The sequence below is a fragment of the Massilia sp. YIM B02443 genome, assembly GCF_030411955.1.
Classification (GTDB): domain Bacteria; phylum Pseudomonadota; class Gammaproteobacteria; order Burkholderiales; family Burkholderiaceae_D; genus Telluria.
In genome coordinates this window covers 1-16,619 of the sequence record NZ_JASNRA010000003.1, presented here as the reverse complement: position 1 = coordinate 16,619, position 16,619 = coordinate 1, and the positions used below count along the sequence as shown (strand labels likewise).

Annotated in this window: 15 protein-coding genes; 1 reads left to right on the top strand and 14 read right to left on the bottom strand. The window is 65.4% G+C overall.

The genetic code is table 11. The features are described 5' to 3' along the window. Window positions 1-60 precede the first annotated feature (60 nt). Complete coding sequence (gene lexA, locus QPK27_RS04335; RefSeq protein ID WP_290416984.1) at window positions 61-690, top strand: transcriptional repressor LexA; 630 nt, start codon at window positions 61-63, stop codon at window positions 688-690. A gap of 67 nt (window positions 691-757) precedes the next feature. Here lexA and QPK27_RS04330 read toward each other — a convergent pair whose 3' ends face one another. The 14 genes from QPK27_RS04330 to QPK27_RS04265 form a co-directional block, all read right to left on the bottom strand. Continuing rightward, complete coding sequence (locus QPK27_RS04330) at window positions 758-1,486, bottom strand: tetratricopeptide repeat protein (protein ID WP_290416983.1); 729 nt, start codon at window positions 1,484-1,486, stop codon at window positions 758-760. A 131-nt stretch (window positions 1,487-1,617) separates the two neighbouring features. Next, window positions 1,618-2,859 carry a cystathionine gamma-synthase family protein gene (locus tag QPK27_RS04325; RefSeq protein ID WP_290416982.1) on the bottom strand — a complete coding sequence of 414 codons (1,242 nt, stop codon included), beginning with the start codon at window positions 2,857-2,859 and terminating at the stop codon, window positions 1,618-1,620. A 16-nt stretch (window positions 2,860-2,875) separates the two neighbouring features. Further along, window positions 2,876-4,396 carry an amidophosphoribosyltransferase gene (gene purF, locus QPK27_RS04320; RefSeq protein ID WP_290416981.1) on the bottom strand — a complete coding sequence of 507 codons (1,521 nt, stop codon included), beginning with the start codon at window positions 4,394-4,396 and terminating at the stop codon, window positions 2,876-2,878. 79 nt (window positions 4,397-4,475) lie between these two features. Continuing rightward, on the bottom strand, window positions 4,476-4,964 hold the full coding sequence (locus QPK27_RS04315) for a CvpA family protein (RefSeq protein WP_290416980.1): 489 nt from the start codon (window positions 4,962-4,964) through the stop codon (window positions 4,476-4,478). A 15-nt stretch (window positions 4,965-4,979) separates the two neighbouring features. Next, complete coding sequence (locus QPK27_RS04310; RefSeq protein WP_290416979.1) at window positions 4,980-5,984, bottom strand: SPOR domain-containing protein; 1,005 nt, start codon at window positions 5,982-5,984, stop codon at window positions 4,980-4,982. 12 nt (window positions 5,985-5,996) lie between these two features. Next, entirely contained in the window at window positions 5,997-7,295 is a 1,299-nt protein-coding gene (gene folC / locus QPK27_RS04305) for a bifunctional tetrahydrofolate synthase/dihydrofolate synthase (protein WP_290416978.1), read from the bottom strand. 96 nt (window positions 7,296-7,391) lie between these two features. Beyond that, window positions 7,392-8,264 carry an acetyl-CoA carboxylase, carboxyltransferase subunit beta gene (gene accD, locus QPK27_RS04300; protein ID WP_290416977.1) on the bottom strand — a complete coding sequence of 291 codons (873 nt, stop codon included), beginning with the start codon at window positions 8,262-8,264 and terminating at the stop codon, window positions 7,392-7,394. 127 nt (window positions 8,265-8,391) lie between these two features. Then, the gene (locus tag QPK27_RS04295) at window positions 8,392-8,667 is read right to left on the bottom strand and encodes a hypothetical protein (RefSeq protein WP_290416976.1); all 276 of its coding nucleotides are present in this window, start codon (window positions 8,665-8,667) and stop codon (window positions 8,392-8,394) included. 305 nt (window positions 8,668-8,972) lie between these two features. Next, entirely contained in the window at window positions 8,973-9,263 is a 291-nt protein-coding gene (locus QPK27_RS04290; RefSeq protein WP_290416975.1) for a hypothetical protein, read from the bottom strand. Window positions 9,264-9,582: 319 nt separating this feature from the next. After that, window positions 9,583-10,380, bottom strand: coding sequence for a tryptophan synthase subunit alpha (trpA, locus tag QPK27_RS04285; protein WP_290416974.1), 798 nt, complete (start codon window positions 10,378-10,380; stop codon window positions 9,583-9,585). Between the two features lie 84 nt (window positions 10,381-10,464). Continuing rightward, window positions 10,465-11,715 carry a tryptophan synthase subunit beta gene (gene trpB, locus QPK27_RS04280; RefSeq protein WP_290416973.1) on the bottom strand — a complete coding sequence of 417 codons (1,251 nt, stop codon included), beginning with the start codon at window positions 11,713-11,715 and terminating at the stop codon, window positions 10,465-10,467. After that, the gene (locus tag QPK27_RS04275; protein ID WP_290416972.1) at window positions 11,687-12,391 is read right to left on the bottom strand and encodes a phosphoribosylanthranilate isomerase; all 705 of its coding nucleotides are present in this window, start codon (window positions 12,389-12,391) and stop codon (window positions 11,687-11,689) included. The genes trpB and QPK27_RS04275 overlap by 29 nt, the downstream gene beginning before the upstream one ends. 19 nt (window positions 12,392-12,410) lie before the next feature. Continuing rightward, entirely contained in the window at window positions 12,411-13,211 is an 801-nt protein-coding gene (gene truA / locus QPK27_RS04270; protein WP_290416971.1) for a tRNA pseudouridine(38-40) synthase TruA, read from the bottom strand. Between the two features lie 23 nt (window positions 13,212-13,234). Further along, window positions 13,235-16,306 (bottom strand): FimV/HubP family polar landmark protein, encoded by a 3,072-nt coding sequence (locus QPK27_RS04265; RefSeq protein WP_290416970.1) that lies wholly within the window; start codon window positions 16,304-16,306, stop codon window positions 13,235-13,237. Window positions 16,307-16,619 lie beyond the last annotated feature (313 nt).

The window sequence follows — 16,619 nt, the reverse complement described above, 5'->3', positions numbered from 1 at the left end:
TAGCAGAATACTGTACAAAAATACAGTCTACCTCTCATAACCGGTTGCTGTATTACATTTATGCTCAAGCTCACTGCAAGGCAAGAACAGATCCTTAACCTGATCAAGGAAGCGATCGAGAACACCGGGTTTCCTCCAACCCGGGCCGAAATCGCGGCCGAACTGGGCTTCCGCTCGGCGAATGCCGCCGAAGAACACCTGCAAGCGCTGGCGCGCAAGGGCGCCATCGAAATCGCACCGGGTACCTCGCGCGGCATCCGCCTGGTCGGCGCCAGCGTCGAACAGATCCCGATGCCGCCACCGTCGATGATGATGCTGCCGCTGGTCGGCCGCGTCGCCGCCGGTAATCCGATCCTGGCGCAGGAACACGTCGAAGCCACCTACAACGTCGATACCGCCATGTTCGCGGCGCGCCCCGACTTTTTGCTCAAGGTAAAAGGCTGGTCGATGCGTGACGCCGGCATCATGGATGGCGACTTTTTGGCCGTGAAGAAGATCGACAGTGCCAAGAATGGCCAGATCGTGGTGGCGCGCCTGGGCGAGGAAGTCACCGTCAAGCGCTATCGCAAGACCGGCGAGCTGGTCGAGCTGCTGCCGGAAAATCCCGACTTCAAGGTGATCCAGGTGACGCCGGATGAAGAGTTCGCGCTCGAAGGCCTGGCGGTGGGGCTGATGCGCAGCTGGAACTGAATTTTTTGCGGCGGCCCGATGGCCGCCGCTGTTCTTTGTGCCGCTCACATCGGCATCACCACCGGCATCAGCGCCGGTCGTCGAAACTGCGCTCGCTCTTGGCCTTCTTGACCGTTGCATTGTGCTGATCGATATACGTCTCGGTCGCGCTGCGCCATGCAGCGAAATCGGCCATGATCAGCTTCGAATTCACTTTCGCCTCCTCCGCGATGTTCAGGCGCACCCGCTCCAGGTGCGCATGCGAGGCTTCGGTTTCCTGCTTGCTCATCAGGCGCGCGATATCCTCCGGAATCTGCCTGGACAACGGCGACACTTCGTTCAGGTGGGTCACCATCTTGTTGTAGCAGTTCTGCCAGTTCGTCACCGCCGCACCCACGCGCTCGATCTCTTCGTTGATCTTCGATACCGACGGAATGCGCGGCGCCGGGCAGTGGTACTCGCCTGACTTCAGTTCCGAACCGTCATAGCCCTTGATCCAGTAATCGATGTCGGCGCGCCGCTCGACACGCTGCTGCATCACGCCCAATGAGGCCTTGGCGATCTTGTTGCCTTTGGCCGCCGACTTCTCGAACAATGCCTTGGCCTTCGCCTCGTCGACCTGGCCCGCCTCGCCATACCAGTACATCTGCGCCAGCAGCTGCTGGGCCTGCGGATTGCCGGCGTCGGCCAGCTTGGTATAGATTTTCAGCGCGCCGGCGTAGTCCTTCTTGTCGAACAGGGCGGTGGCGTCCTCGAGCTCGCCGGCACAGACAGCGCCGCTGACGAGGAGGGACAGACAGAACAGGAATCGTTTCATGGAGGAGCATTTGGTGAACAGATGACCGCCCCATGATAGCCCCCTTTTACGGCTGGGCTCAACCGCAAAAATGACAAGGCCGGCATGCAGCCGGCCTTGATAAGCGATGTTTTACGCAGCTTTACGCCACTTTACGCATCCATCGCCTGGCGGAAGTCTGCTACCAGGTCATCGGTGTCTTCGATCCCCACCGAGACCCGGATCAGCGACTCGGCAATGCCCATGCTGGCGCGGCGCTCGGCGCCCATCTCGAAGAAGATGGTATGCGCCACCGGGATCACCAGCGTGCGGGTGTCGCCCAGGTTGCTGGCCGGGATGCCCAGCTGCAGGCGGTTCAGGTAATCGAAGCAGTCGATCCCCTCCTTCAGCTCAAAGCTCAGCAGCGAGCCGCCGGAACGGAACAGCTCCTTGACGATGCCGTGCTGCGGATGCGAGGCCAGGCCCGGATAGTGCACCGCCGCCACGCGCTCGTCGGCTTCGAGCATGGTGGCCAGCGCCAGCGCATTGGCGCAGGTGCGCTCCATGCGCAGCGCCAGCGTCTCGGCGCCGACCGCGATGTGGTGCGCCGCTTCCGGCCCGAGCGCGGCGCCGAAGTCGCGCAGCGCCTTCGCGCGCAGCTGGGCCATGCCCTGGTTGGCGCCCGGTTGCTTGCGGAAGTTGGCGGCGATGTTCGGATACGCGGCCCAGTCGAACAGGCCGGTGTCGGTCAGCGCGCCGCCCAGCGCGATGCCGTGGCCGCCGATCGACTTGGTCAGCGAATTGACCACCAGGCCGGCGCCGACATGTTTCGGACGGAACAGCCAGGGCGTGGTCATGGTGTTGTCGACCACGTACAGGATGCCGCGCTCGCGGCACAGCTGGCCGATGCGCGCCAGGTCGGCGACCTGGGTGCGCGGGTTGGCGATGGTTTCGACGAACACCATGCGCGTTTCCGGCGTCAATGCCGCTTCGACATGACGCACGTCGGTAGCGTCGACAAAGTCGACCGCCACGCCCTGGCCCGCCACCGTCTGCCACAGGCTGTTGGTGTTCCCGAACAGGAAGCTCGACGAGACGATGTGGTCGCCGGCCTTGAGCAGCGCCTGGAACAGCGCGCCGATCGCGGCCATGCCGGTGCCGAAGCACAGGCTGGCCACGCCGCCTTCCATCTTGCTGATCTTGTCTTCCAGCGCGGCGACGGTCGGGTTGCCCTGGCGGCCGTAGCGGAAGCCCGGCTCCTTGCCCTGGAACACCGACGCCAGCTGGCGCGCATCGCCATAGCCGAACGCGACCGAAGTATGGATCGGCTTGTGCAGCGAGCCCTGCTCGATCGCCTTGCGCCGGTCGTTGTGCAGGATGGTGGTGGTGAAGCCGTAGCTTTTCGACTCAGCCATGCGTTTTACTCCCTCTTTACTCCGCGGCCACCGGCGGGTTCAGGTTCAGTTGGGTACGCACCTTGTCCTCGTCCGACTTGCCGCTGCCGTGGCGCGCCGATTCCTGGCGATCCAGGTATTCCGGGGTCACGTCGCCGGTCACATAGATGCCGTCGAAGCACGATGCCTCGAAGTTCTTGAGTTCCGGATTGACGTCCGAGATCGCGCGCTTGAGGGCGTCGACGTCCTGGTACACCACGCGGTCGGCGGTGATCTCGCGGCACACCTCTTCCGTGGTGCGGCCGTGGGCGATCAGCTCGTCGCGCGTCGGCATGTCGATGCCGTACACGTTCGGGTACAGCACCGGCGGCGCGGCCGAGGCGAAGAACACCTTGCGGGCGCCGGCTTCGCGCGCCATCTGCACGATCTCGCGGCTGGTGGTGCCGCGCACGATCGAGTCGTCGACCAGCAGCACGTTCTTGTCCTTGAACTCCGAGCTGATCGCGTTCAGCTTCTGGCGCACCGACTTCTTGCGCATGCCCTGACCCGGCATGATGAAGGTACGGCCGATGTAGCGGTTCTTGATGAAGCCTTCGCGATATTCCACGCCGAGCTTCAGCGCCAGCTGGATCGCGGCCGGGCGCGACGAATCCGGGATCGGCATCACGACGTCGATCTCGTCGACCGGAATTTCCGAGCGCACCTTGTCGGCCAGGTATTCGCCCATGCGCAGGCGGGTCGCGTACACCGAAGCGCCGTCGATCACGGAATCGGGACGCGCCAGGTACACGAATTCGAAGGCGCAGGGATTGAGCGACGGGTTCTCGGCGCACTGGCGCTCATGCAGTTTCTTGTCGTTGTCGATGAAGATCGCCTCGCCCGGCGCGATGTCGCGCACGAAGCGGAAGCCCAGGCCTTCCAGCGCCACCGACTCGCTCGCCACCAGGTATTCGGTACCCTGCTCGGTTTCATTGACGCCCAAGCACAGCGGACGGATGCCGAACGGATCGCGGAACGCCAGCATGCCGTGGCCGGCGATCTGCGCCACCACCGCGTAGGCGCCGCGCACGCGCTTGTGCACCTTGGCCACCGCCTTGAACACGGCGTCGGCATTGAGCGAATAGCCGTCGGCCGCTTCCTGGATCTCGTGCGCCAGCACGTTGAGCAGCACCTCGGAGTCCGAACTGGTGTTGATGTGGCGGCGGTCGTTGTGGAACAGCTCGTCCTTCAGCTGGGCCTGGTTGGTCAGATTGCCGTTGTGGGCCAGGGTGATGCCGAACGGCGCGTTGACGTAGAACGGCTGCGCTTCTTCCTCGCTCGACGAGCCGGCGGTCGGGTAGCGGCAGTGGCCGATACCGGTATTGCCATTCAGCGAACGCATGTTCCGGGTGCGGAACACGTCGCGCACCAGGCCGTTGGCCTTGAACATCGAGAACATGCTGCTGTGATTGGTCGCAATGCCCGCTGCGTCCTGGCCGCGGTGCTGCAACAGCAGCAATGCGTCATACAACAGCTGATTGACGGGAGAATGCGAGACGACGCCGACGATGCCACACATGGTGTGCTCCTAAAAGCTGGACTACTTGATTACAAAAAAGTTCAAACCTGAATGTTCCAGACGTTCAATTGGGGGACATTCAATAATTCACGTGCTGCGCCAAGGCAGCGGGCAGGAACGGCTTGACGGTGCAGGCGCCGCTTTCCGCGATCGGCGACAGCAGCGCATCGCGCCAGAACGCCTGTTGCGGGATCGCCGTCATCCCGCACAATATGACGCCGGCCAGCACGATTACAATGCCGCGCGCCAATCCGAACAATCCTCCCAGGCCGCGGTCCGCCAGGCTCAGTCCGGTGGCCTCGACCACCGCGCCGATCGCCAGCGACAACAGGCCCATCAAGATCCGTACGCCCAGGAACAGGGCGATGAAGGCCACGATCAGGCGTGCGGTGGCGCCGGGAATCACTTCCGGCAGCAGCGGCGCCAGCGCGGCGCCGTAGGCATTGGCCACCACGAAGGCCACGATCCAGCCCAGCAGCGACAGGATCTCCTTGACCAGGCCGCGCAGCGTGCTGATCACGACCGAAGCGATCAGCACGAACAGCACCAGGTAATCGAAAATCGTCACGCCGCGAATCGGGTCTTACAACGGCACCATCGAGCCGGACAGGCCCATGCCGCCCAGCTTGGCGCGCACCTTCTCCGCTTCGTCCTTGCTGAACGGGCCCACGCGCACGCGGATCAATTCGCCGGACTTCTGGGTGAACGACGACACGCCGGCGGCGCGCAGGCGCTCCTGCAGTTCCTGCACTTTTTCCTGGCTGGCAAGGGCCGCCACCTGTACCACGTAGCGTGGCGACGGGCCAGTCGAAGCCGCCGGCGGCGGGGCCGACGGCTTGCCTTCGAGGATCGCGATGGCGCGTGCGGCGTCGTCCTGGCGGGCTGGCTTTTCGGCGGCTTTTTCGACCACTTTCTCGGCCTTTGGGTGGGCCTCGGCCGGCTTCGATTCAGCCACCTTGACCGGCTTTTTCTCTTCGCGTTTTTCCGGCTCGGGCTTGCGCACCGGTTCGGGCTTCACGGCTTCCGGTTTCGGTTCCGGCTTTGGCGCCGCGGCAGGCTTGTCGAGGTCGAGCGTGCGCAGCGGCGGCGGATCGCCGGCGGCCGGCGCGGTCGACGGTGCTGGAGTAGTGGACGAGCGTGCGGCAGGCGCGGACGGCGGTGGCGGTGCGGCCGGCGCCGGCTCGTCGCCTGCGGCGGCCGACGGGTCGATGATCTCTTCGTCGCTGTCGACGCTGGCCGACGGTGCGACCTGCTCGGACGGCACCGGCAGCGGGGCCGCTTTTTCCTTGTCCGGGATGTTGATCGCGATATCGGTGGCCAGCGGCCGCGGCTCGGAATCGAGCAGCATCGGCAGCGCCACGATGGCGGCCAGGGTCAGCGCAATGGCGCCGACCAGGCGCCGCCGGGCGCGTTTCTTTTCCGGCAGCATCGGGTCGCCGCGGCTGGAGCGCTGCCCGCCGTCGCCGGCGTGGGTCGCGCGCTTGGAACGGGCGCGCTCGGTATAGGCGGAGTCGTCGTCCTTGACGAAGTGGCCGCTGTCCCGGACAGTTTCTTGCTTGTTTTTATTGCCGAACGAGAACAAGCCCATGCGATTCAGGTATCAATGTAAGGAAGATTTGCGCGCCGCCATGACGCCGGCGACCGTGTAGAACGAGCCAAAGACCACAATTCTATCATTCTCCCCTGCCCGGCTCAGCGCATTCGCGTAGGCATCGGCGGGAGTGGCGAAGGCGGTGACCGAAAAGTCGCCTTCCTTGGCGCCGGCCGGCTGCAGTGCAGCCAGCTTGTCCGCCAGCGCGGCGGGCTCGGCCGAGCGCGGCGAATCCAGTTTGGTCACACACCAGTGGTCGACCAGGCCGGCCATCGGCGCGATCACGCCGTCGATGTCCTTGTCGTCCATGATGCCGAACACGGCGTAGGTAAAGCGGTGGAAGCCCATGTTGCCGAGGTTCTGCGCCAGGGTGGCGGCGGCGTGCGGGTTGTGCGCCACGTCCAGCACCTGGGTCGGACGGCCGGCCAGCACCTGGAAGCGGCCCGGCAGCTCGACCATGGCCAGTCCGGCGCGGGTTTCCTGTGCGCCGCACGGCAATTGCATGCGCAGCGCTTCCAGCGCCGCCAGCGCGGCCGAGGCGTTCAGCAGCTGGTTGGCGCCGCGCAGGGCCGGATAGGCCAGCGAATTGCGGCGCATGCCGCGCCCGCCGTAGCTCCACTGCTGCTGGTCGCCCTGGTAATTGAAGTCGCGGCCGATCAGCCACAGGTCGGCGCCAATATCCTCGGCGTGCTTGATCAGCGATTGTGGCGGCACCGGGTCGCTGCAGATCGCGGTCTTTCCCGCGCGGAAAATGCCGGCTTTCTCGAAGCCGATTTCCTCGCGCGTGTCGCCCAGGTAGGCGGTGTGGTCGATGTCGATGCTGGTGACGATGGAGACGTCGGCGTCGATCACGTTGACGGCGTCCAGGCGTCCGCCCAGGCCGACTTCGAGGATGGCGACGTCGATCTCGCTTTTCGACAGCAGGTGGGCGATCGCCAGCGTGGTGAATTCGAAGTACGTCAGCGAGACGTCGCCACGCGCGGCTTCCACCGCATTGAATGCCTCGACCAGCACCTCGTTCGAGGCCATCTCGCCGTTGATGCGGGCGCGCTCGTTAAAGTCGAGGAAGTGCGGCTTGATGTACAGGCCGACGCGGTAGCCGGATTGCAGCAGCACCGACTCCAGCATGGCGCAGGTCGAGCCCTTGCCGTTGGTGCCGGCCACCATGATCACCGGGCAGGTGAAGGCGAGTTGCAGGCGCTCCTTGACGGCGCGCACGCGGTCGAGGCCCATGTCGATATGGGTTTCGGCATGGCGCGACTCGAGCAGGGCCAGCCAGTCGGGCAAGGTAGTCGGGTGTGAAGACATGGGGTCGATGCTGGGGTGGGACGAGATGGGGCGTGCGTCGTTACGCGAAGGAAGCGGGGCAATGCGTCATCCGCACTGCTCCCGCGATGGCTGCGGTCAAGCCAGGACTTCGGCGGCCTGGTTTTGCAGCAGGGCCAGCAGGCGCGCGATTTCTTCGCGCATCTTGCGGCGGTCGACGATCATGTCGACGGCGCCCTTCTGGACCAGGAACTCGGCGCGCTGGAAGCCTTCCGGCAGTTTCTCGCGCACGGTGTTCTCGATCACGCGCGGGCCGGCGAAGCCGATCAGCGCTTTCGGTTCGGCGATGACGACGTCGCCCATGAAGGCGAACGAGGCCGAGACGCCGCCCATGGTCGGGTCGGTCAGGACGCTGATGAACGGCAGCTTCTTCTCCGACAGCTTGGTCAGCATGGCGGTGGTCTTCGCCATCTGCATCAGCGACAGCAGGCCTTCCTGCATGCGTGCACCGCCGGTGGCGGTGATGCAGATGAACGGCACCTTCTGCTCCAGGGCCACCTGGGCGCCGCGCACGAAGCGTTCGCCGACGACCGAGCCCATCGAGCCGCCCATGAATTCGAATTCGAAGGCAGCGACCACGACCGGCAGGCTCATGATCGAGCCGCCCTGGACGATCAGGGCATCGGTTTCGCCGGTGGCGTCCATGGCCGACTTGAGGCGGTCCGGATACTTCTTGCTGTCCTTGAACTTCAGGGTATCGACCGGCAGGGTTTCCTGGCCGATGTCATAGCGGCCGCCTTCGTCGAGCAGCGCGTCGAGGCGCTCGCGGGCGCGGATGCGCATATGGTGGTCGCACTTCGGGCACACGTGCAGATTGGACTCGATGTCCGCACGGTACAGCACCGACTCGCACGACGGGCACTTGACCCACAGCCCTTCGGGCATGGTCTTGCGGTTGGCGGCATCGGAGCGCTGGATCCGAGGGGGCAGCAGTTTTTCCAACCAACTCATGTTCTCTCCTTTGCGGCAGTTCTTTCAGGTGGGGCGTAGTGTAGCCGCTCAGGCGCGGCTTGTCGAATCATGGCAAGCTGCCAATGTTTGCGATTCAACACCGCACGCCCCGCCCACCGGGCCGCGCTCAGGAGCGCTCGGCCACCTCGACCGTGGTGAATTCGAAGCCGCCGATGCGCGCCGCCACCAGGTTGTAGATCCAGGCGCCGATGAGGGTCGCGACAAAGCCGAGCACGGCGTACAGGACCGGCATCAGGATCAATAAGAACAGTGGAAATTGCTGCTCTCCAGTCAGCGCCGGCACCAGCACCAGCAAGAGCAGCGGAAAGGAACAGACAAAGTACAGCGCTGCCGAGACCTTCGCAGCTTGCATCGCAGATACATTCACCACTTGTTTCTTCATGCTCCCGCTCCCGTAAGTTCGCCACATGGCGCGCTTACTCTACCGTATGCCGCAGCGCACGAGAACAGTCGCAGAATATTCTATTCACCTCGCTTAACCACCCAGAATCAATTTTAAAAAAATTAGGGTCAGAGTCGAATTATTTGACAACTTTTTACATTGACCGGCAATTCAACACTGGCTCATTATTTGTCTGCAACAGATGCACTACTGGAAAATGAGGGTCAGAGTCGAATTGTTTGACAACATCCGAAAGTTTGCCGATAAATCGACTCTGACCCTAATTATGGATAAATTGATTAATGCTAGGCTGACTTGAGAGCGACTTCGCTGGTGGTGAATTCGAAGCCGCCGTAGCGGGCGGCGACAACGTTGTAGAGCCAGGCAGTCAGGACGCCGCCGAGGAATGCGGCCGCGCCGTAGCAGACCGGCATAAAGATCAGCAGGGCCAGGGCGGCCAGCAGGCCAAGTTTCGCTTCCAGGGCGATTGCCAGTGGCAAGAGGAAGACGATGAATGGCAGCGAAAACAGAAAATAGATTGCTCCCAGCGTCTTCCCGCATTGTAGAACTCCAACGTGCTTTATCCGCTTTTTCACCACACACTCCTCTAATAGTTGAATGTAGGCATTAATTTATCGTAAGAAATTTCGTGCAGAACAGCAATTGCGCAAAACCCAGCCTGCGCTACAGCAAACAGATATCTCCGCAAAAAAAGAATAGGCTCAGCGTCGAATTGCCGGGCAACTTCAAAAGTTGTCAAACAATTCGACTCTGACCCTAATTATTTTGCAATTTACTCAATGTACCTAGGCGTTAATGAGGGTCAGAGTCGATTTACGACGTGAGCAATTGCTCAACAATTTGACTCTGACCCTATTTATCGACCCTATTTATCGGCCCTAGCTATTGGGGTGCTCAGGCGTCGAGGGCGGTGCGGATGGATGCGGTGAAGGTGCGGACGGCGTCGACGGCCCGGTCTTTGGGGACCGATTCCAGCTCCTGGATGATGCGGCTGCCGATCACGACGGCGTCGGCGACCTCGGCCACTGCGCGCGCGGTGGCGCCGTCGCGGATGCCGAAACCGACGCCGATCGGGAGCTTGACGTGTTCGCGGATGGCGTTGACGCGGCGGGCGACGTCTTCGGTGTCGATGGCGCCGGAGCCGGTGACGCCTTTCAGCGAGACGTAATAGCTGAAGCCGCCGCCATGCCGGGCGACCTGCTTGACGCGCTCAACGGTCGAGGTCGGTGCCAGCAGGAAGATCAGGTCGAGGTCGGCTTCGCGCATCGCTGCAGCGAACTCGGCGCATTCTTCGGGCGGGTAGTCGACCACGATGGCGCCGTCGGCGCCCGCTTCCTTCGCGCAGCGGATGAATTCCTGCTGGCCAATGCGCTCGATCGGGTTGGCGTAGCCCATCAGGACCACCGGGGTGGTCTGGTCCTTCTGGCGGAATTCGCGCACGAAGGCGAACACGTCCTTCATGCCGATGTTGAATTGCAACGCGCGCTCGCAGGCGCGCTGGATCACCGGGCCTTCGGCCATCGGGTCGGAGAACGGCACGCCCAGTTCGAGGACGTTGGCGCCGCCCTCGACCAGGGCGTGCATCAGCGGCACGGTCAGTTCGGGACCGGGGTCGCCAGCGGTGATGAAGGTGACCAAGCCGGTCTTGTTTTGCGCTTTCAGCGCACTGAAGGTTGGTGCGATACGGGACATGGAATACTTTCTGCTGGAATCATGGATCAGGGACTGGAGCCGCGCAAAAAAGCGGCGGCTCCCGTGAAGCCGGCTGCTACGTCGTCAGCCGAAATCCAGCCCCATCCTCTGCGCCACCGTATGCATGTCCTTGTCGCCGCGGCCCGACAGGTTGACCAGGATGATTTGCTCCTTCGGCAGCGTCGCCGCCAGCTTCACGCCGTAGGCGATCGCGTGCGACGATTCCAGCGCCGGGATGATGCCCTCGATGCGGCAGCAGTCGTGGAAGGCCTGCAGCGCTTCCTCGTCCGTGATCGACACGTACTGCGCGCGCGCCGAATCCTTCAGCCACGCGTGCTCGGGACCCACGCCCGGATAATCCAGGCCGGCCGACACCGAGTGGGTTTCGATGATCTGCCCGTTCTCGTCCTGCAGCAGGTAGGTGCGGTTACCGTGCAACACGCCCGGAATCCCGGCCGTCAGCGATGCCGCGTGCTTGCTGGAGTCGAGCCCCTCGCCCGCCGCTTCGACGCCGACCAGTTGCACGCCCGGTTCGCCGATATAGGGGTAGAAGATGCCCATCGCGTTCGAGCCGCCGCCGATGCAGGCCACCACGTAGTCGGGCTGGCGCCCGGTCATGGCCGGCATCTGGACCCGGCATTCCTCGCCGATCACCGACTGGAAGTCGCGCACCATCATCGGATACGGGTGCGGGCCGGCCACGGTGCCGATGATGTAGAAGGTGTTTTCGATGTTGGTGACCCAATCGCGCATCGCTTCGTTGAGCGCGTCCTTCAGGGTCTTGCTGCCCGACTCCACCGGCACCACGGTGGCGCCCAGGAGCTTCATGCGGTACACGTTCTGCGCCTGGCGCTTGACGTCTTCGCTGCCCATGTACACCACGCACTCCAGGCCGAAGCGGGCGCAGATGGTGGCGGTGGCGACGCCGTGCTGGCCGGCGCCGGTTTCGGCGATGATGCGCTTCTTGCCCATGCGCCGCGCCAGCAGCGCCTGGCCGATGACGTTGTTGATCTTGTGCGCGCCGGTGTGGTTCAGGTCTTCGCGCTTGAAGTACAGTTGGGCGCCGCCGGCCAGCTCGGACCAGCGCCGCGCGTGGTACACCGGCGACGGACGGCCGACGAAGTGCGCCAGCTCGTAGCGGAATTCTTCGAGGAATTCGGGGTCTTGCGAATACCTGGCGTAGGCGTCGTTCAGCTCGGCCAGCGCGTGCGACAGGGTTTCGGCGACAAAGCTGCCGCCGTAGGGGCCGAAGTGCCCGCGGGTGTCGGGCAAGGCGTAGTCCGGGGTCTTGAACAGGGGCGCGGCGCTAGGCGCCGCCTTCAGGGTGACGGTCATGATGGGTCTCGCTATGAATGATGGCATCGGCGGCCCGCACTGCCGCGGCAAACGCGGCGATCTTGCGGGCATCCTTGATGCCCTTCGCTTCCTCGACGCCACTGCTGACGTCGACGGCGAAGGGCCGAACGCGGGCGACTGCGTCAGTCGCGTTTTGTACGCTCAAGCCACCACTCAAAACGACCCGAGGCGCGAGCTCTTTTGGGATGAGAGACCAATCGAAAACCTTTCCTGCGCCGCCGTAGGCGTCCACCCAGGTGTCGAGCAGAAGGCCCGAGAACCAGGCACTGGCGGCGCGGTATGCAAGCTCACATTCTAGCAAAGCCGATGGCGCCGTGTCCGGCCGGACGCGGTAGGCGCGCACGAACGGGCGTTGCACCGCTGCCGCAATCTGCGCGCACTGCTCGACCGTTTCATCGCCATGGAACTGGATCAGGCCGAGCGGCATGTGCGCCGCCACTTCCCGTACCTCGTCCAGGGTCGGGTTCACGAACAAGGCCACTGCGCCGACAAAAGGCGACAGCGCGCGGCACAGCTCTCCCGCCCGTTGCGGCGTGACATAGCGCGGGCTCCTGGCATAAAACACGAAGCCGAGGGCGTCGGCGCCGGCGTCGACCGCCGCGCGCAGGTCCTGCTCGCGGGTGATGCCGCAAATTTTCAGACGGGTGCGTTGCATGTGAATTCCTGGACGATGCTTACAGCCACGGCATCGGCGCCGATACTTCCTGCGGCAGCTGCCATTTGGGATCGTACTCGATCCTGGCGAAATACAGGCCGTCCGGCATGAAGGTCGGCGCGGCCACGTCGCGCGAACGGCTCTCGAGCACGTGGCGCATCCAGTCCGGCTCGTTACGGCCGGTGCCGACGTAGATCAGCGAGCCGACGATATTGCGCACCATGTGGTGCAGGAAGGCGCTGGCGCGCAGCGTGAACACGATGATGTCGCCGTGGCGCCGGACGCTCACCTCGTGCATGTCCTTGACCGGCGTGTTGGCCTGGCAGCCGGAGGCGCGGAAGGCCGAGAAATCGTGGGTGCCGAGCAGGTGGCCTGCTGCCGCCTGCATCCGTTCCACATCCAGCGGACGGAACACCCAGCCGGCGCGGCTGGCCAGCAGCGCCGATGGATTCGGGTGGTTGTACAGCACGTAGTGATAAGTGCGCGAGCGCGCCGAGAAGCGCGCGTGGAAGTCCTGGCCGTCCTCATCCGGCGCCACCTCGGCGGCCCAGCGCACCACGATCGAATCGGGTAAAAAAGCGTTCACGCCGCGCACCCACGATTGCGCGGGGCGGTCCAGGTCCGTGTCGAAGTGGACCACCTGCTCGATGGCGTGCACGCCGGCATCGGTGCGGCCGGCGCAGGTGGTGTGCAGCGGGACGCAGGCGAACTTCTCCAGCGCCATCTCCAGCCTGTCCTGAACGGTGTTACGTGCCGGCTGTTTTTGATAGCCGTTCCAACCGGTGCCGATGTACTGCACACCCAATGCGATACGCGTCATTCCTTGCCTTGCTTCCTTGAGACTTATGCCAGCAGTTCGCGCATGGCGTTGGCCTTGCTGACCTGCTCGCTGTTGCCGCCCTTGATGACTTCATCGAGCAGTTCGCGCGCGCCTTCGCGGTCGCCGATCTCCTGGTAGGCGATGGCCAGATCGAGCTTGGTTTCCATCTCCATGTGCTCGGGCGACATCTGCGCCGCGGCGGCTTCCGCGCCACCGGCCAGCGCCGGCTGGGCGGCGGCGTCCGGCGGCAGGTCGAGGTCGAAGTCGGACAGGTCGAACGACGGCTCGACCGGCGCGCCGGTGACGGCGTCGCGCATTGCCGACGGCGACACTTCCTGCGGCGCCGGCACCGGGGCCGGGGTTTCCGGCAGGTCGAACAGCGCGAACGGATCATCCTGCGGCGTGGCCGCTGCAGCCGGTGCGCTGGCCGGCGCCTTCGGCTCGGACGGCAGGCCGAAGTCCATGCTGTCGAGATCGAACAGCGGGTCTTCCGACGCGTTGGCGGCAGGCGCCGGGCGTGCGGTCTGCTGCTCGAACGGCGCCGCGGCCGGCGCTACCTGCGTGGCCGGAGCGCCGAAGTCCATGGTGTCGAGGTCGAACAGCGGATCGACCGGCTCGCTTGCCGCGGGCGTGGTCGGCTGCGGCATGCTGCCCGGCAGCGGCGGCAAGCCCTCGAAGTCCTTGGCCAGGCCGGCCATGTCGACCGGCGTGGCCTGGATCTGCGACTGCGGCGACAGGTCGAGCGTGAAGTCGTCCTCGTCGTCGTCGGCCGGTGCCGCCGGCTGCGCGGCAGCGGCCGGCGCGGCGTCGAAGTCCATGTCGAAATCGAGGTCGTTCGGATCGTCCACCGGCTTGGCCTGCGCGGCCGGCGCCGGCGCGTCGAACTTGTCGAGGCTGAACTCCAGGTCCGGCACGGCGGTCGCGTCCGGATCGGCGCGGCCGGTGGCGGGAGCGGTGTCGGCGGCGGTCACCGGCTCGAAGTTCAGGCCATTCAGGTCGAAGTCGAGGCCATTGTCGTCGGTGCGCGGCGCGGGCGCCGGCTCGTCCTGCGGCGCGGCGGTGCGCTCGTCGTCGGCATGCGCCAGCGTGCCCGCTGCCGCGCCGGCAGCCAGGCCGGCAGCGGCGCCGGCGGCCACCGGCGCGCCGCCACGGAAGGCATCCTCGAACTGCTGCGACAGCATCGCCTGCTGGCTGCGTTCCTGCGGCGACGGGGTTGGTGCGGGAGCCGGGGCGGCGTTGGCGTACAACGGGTTGGTCGGGTCGATGCCCAGGCCCAGCGCCGCGGCCTGCGCCCATTCGTCGCCCTGGCCGCGCGTCAGCCCATGCAGCTCGCGCGCCTGCCCTTCGAAGGCGCGCAGGTCCTTGCGTGCGGCGTAGATCTCGAGCAGCTTGAGGCGCACCGCATGGCGTTCCGGATGGGTGCGCAGCGCTTCCTTGAGGATTTCCTCGGCCTGGGCATCGCGCCCGTACGCAATGTAGACGTCGGCTTCGGCCACCGGGTCGACTTCGTTGGTGTCGAGCTGGCTGGCGGACGGCGCGAAGCTGGAATTGAACACGCTGTTGTTGGTGTCCACGCTCTGGCCGCCGCTTTCGGCGAACAGCGAGGCGCCGGCGCCTGCACCCGCGTTAGGACCAGATGCGCCCAGCACGGACGGTTCGGCCTGCGCCGGCTTGGCGGTCGCCGCGGTCTTGCGCTTGCGGCGCTGGGCGATGCCGAGCGCGCCGAGCAACAGCACGGCGGCGCCGGCGGCGATGTAATGGAAGTTGTCGATGATGGTGTCGGCCAGGCCTGGCTCTTCCGGCGCCGGCTCGGGCTTGGCGGGACGGATGCGCGGGGCCGGCTTCGGCGCTGCCGGCGCAGGCTCGGCGGTCGCGGCGGCGGGCGCCTTGGCGCCGGCCGACTGCTGGGCCTCGGCGCCGCTGCGGCTCTCGACCGTCATCAGGTTTTCCAGCTCGCCGACGTTCTTTTCGAGTTCCTTGACGCGCGCCTCGGCCTGGGCCAGCTCGCGCTGCTTGGCCACGGTGTCCTCGACGCTGGCGGTGCCGCCCTGCGGCGTGCCGGCGGGAGCCGATTCCGCTTTCGACAGGCGCAGCTTGTCCTGGGCTTCGTTGGCGGCGGTCGGGCGCTCCTCGACGCGCGCGGTGACGCGTCCGCTGGCGCTCTGGCCGCTCGGCGCCGCTGCGGCCGGGGTGCTGGCGGCGACCTGGCCGGCCAGCTTGTTGCGGTAGGCATCGAAGTCGGCCGCATGCGCGACCACCACGCCGCGCGCCTCGCCCTGGCTGGCGCCGCCGCGCACGCTGTCGGCGTCCGGCACGCTGAGGATCTGGCCCGACTTCAGGCGGTTCATGTTGTTGCCGATGAAGGCGTCCGGGTTGGCGCGGTACAGCGCGACCAGCATCATGTCGAGCGAGATGTCGGCCGGCTTGACGCGGGTGGCGATGCCGCTCAGGGTGTCGCCGCGGCGCACGCGGTAGTTGGCCGGGGTCTCGGCATCGGCATCGGCGGCGCGCGGACGCGGCGCGGCGGCCTGGCGCGCAGGCGCGGGGGCCGGAGTAGTGGCGGGCGCCGGCGTTGCCGGTTCCGGTGCGGTCTGTGCGGGCGCCGGGGCCTGCGCGCGCGGCTGCGCTGCCGGGGTTGCCGGAGCGGCAGGAGCCGCTGCAGGCGCGGCCGCCACCTGGGCCGGCTGTGTGATGCGCAATTCCGGCGGATCGAGCAGGAAGGTGTATTCGCGCACCAGGCGTCCGTTATTCCACGACAGTTCGAGCAGCATGTCGACGAACGGCTCGTTCAATGGCTGGGTCGAGGACACGCGGATGATCTGGCGCCCGCCGCGGTTCTCGACCGCGAAGCGCAGCGACAGCAGCGCCGGATTGAAGTCGATGTTGGCCGAGCGGAAGGCCTCGGGCGAGGCCAGCTTGACCGCCATGCTGGCCGGGTCTTCGCCGCTCCCGCTCGTCAGTTCGATCTCGGCGCGCAATGGCTGGCCGAGCGCCGACAGCACCGTCAGTCTGCCCAACCCCGCCGCGCTGGCGGCGGACGACAGGAACACGGCACTGGCCACGGCGGCGGTGAGCGATTTCAGCGCGAATGCCATGAGCGGAGGACGTTGAGAAGGATGCATAGTCAGCAGAAGTTAGTTGGCCGAGGGAAAGACGGTATCCCGGAGTCTCAACATAACATCATGCTCTGGAGCACGCAAGGTCTCCACGCACGCCGGAGGGGGTGGGTCCGGTGTTCTGTGGCTGGAAATTGCGCGAATGGGACGTTCGGTATCGCGTGGGCATGTCAGTTGCCGGGGTGGCAACGATTGGGTGGACGCGTCGGCGGCAGCGCCGCCAACCCTACAAAACCGGTGTCCAGCTCCACCGTAGATACCGTCTCGGCCGTCAAGCCCTACATCGCAAATT

What these genes read in the sequence shown, in the direction of transcription:
- folC (WP_290416978.1), bottom strand. Translation starts at nt 7,295, where the DNA reads ATGTCTTCACACCCGACTACCTTGCCCGACTGGCTGGCCCTGCTCGAG.
- lexA (WP_290416984.1), top strand. Translation starts at nt 61, where the DNA reads ATGCTCAAGCTCACTGCAAGGCAAGAACAGATCCTTAACCTGATCAAG.
- QPK27_RS04330 (WP_290416983.1), bottom strand. Translation starts at nt 1,486, where the DNA reads ATGAAACGATTCCTGTTCTGTCTGTCCCTCCTCGTCAGCGGCGCTGTC.
- QPK27_RS04310 (WP_290416979.1), bottom strand. Translation starts at nt 5,984, where the DNA reads ATGGGCTTGTTCTCGTTCGGCAATAAAAACAAGCAAGAAACTGTCCGG.
- QPK27_RS04325 (WP_290416982.1), bottom strand. Translation starts at nt 2,859, where the DNA reads ATGGCTGAGTCGAAAAGCTACGGCTTCACCACCACCATCCTGCACAAC.
- QPK27_RS04265 (WP_290416970.1), bottom strand. Translation starts at nt 16,306, where the DNA reads ATGGCATTCGCGCTGAAATCGCTCACCGCCGCCGTGGCCAGTGCCGTG.
- QPK27_RS04275 (WP_290416972.1), bottom strand. Translation starts at nt 12,391, where the DNA reads ATGCAACGCACCCGTCTGAAAATTTGCGGCATCACCCGCGAGCAGGAC.
- QPK27_RS04295 (WP_290416976.1), bottom strand. Translation starts at nt 8,667, where the DNA reads ATGAAGAAACAAGTGGTGAATGTATCTGCGATGCAAGCTGCGAAGGTC.
- trpB (WP_290416973.1), bottom strand. Translation starts at nt 11,715, where the DNA reads ATGACCGTCACCCTGAAGGCGGCGCCTAGCGCCGCGCCCCTGTTCAAG.
- accD (WP_290416977.1), bottom strand. Translation starts at nt 8,264, where the DNA reads ATGAGTTGGTTGGAAAAACTGCTGCCCCCTCGGATCCAGCGCTCCGAT.
- truA (WP_290416971.1), bottom strand. Translation starts at nt 13,211, where the DNA reads ATGACGCGTATCGCATTGGGTGTGCAGTACATCGGCACCGGTTGGAAC.
- trpA (WP_290416974.1), bottom strand. Translation starts at nt 10,380, where the DNA reads ATGTCCCGTATCGCACCAACCTTCAGTGCGCTGAAAGCGCAAAACAAG.
- purF (WP_290416981.1), bottom strand. Translation starts at nt 4,396, where the DNA reads ATGTGTGGCATCGTCGGCGTCGTCTCGCATTCTCCCGTCAATCAGCTG.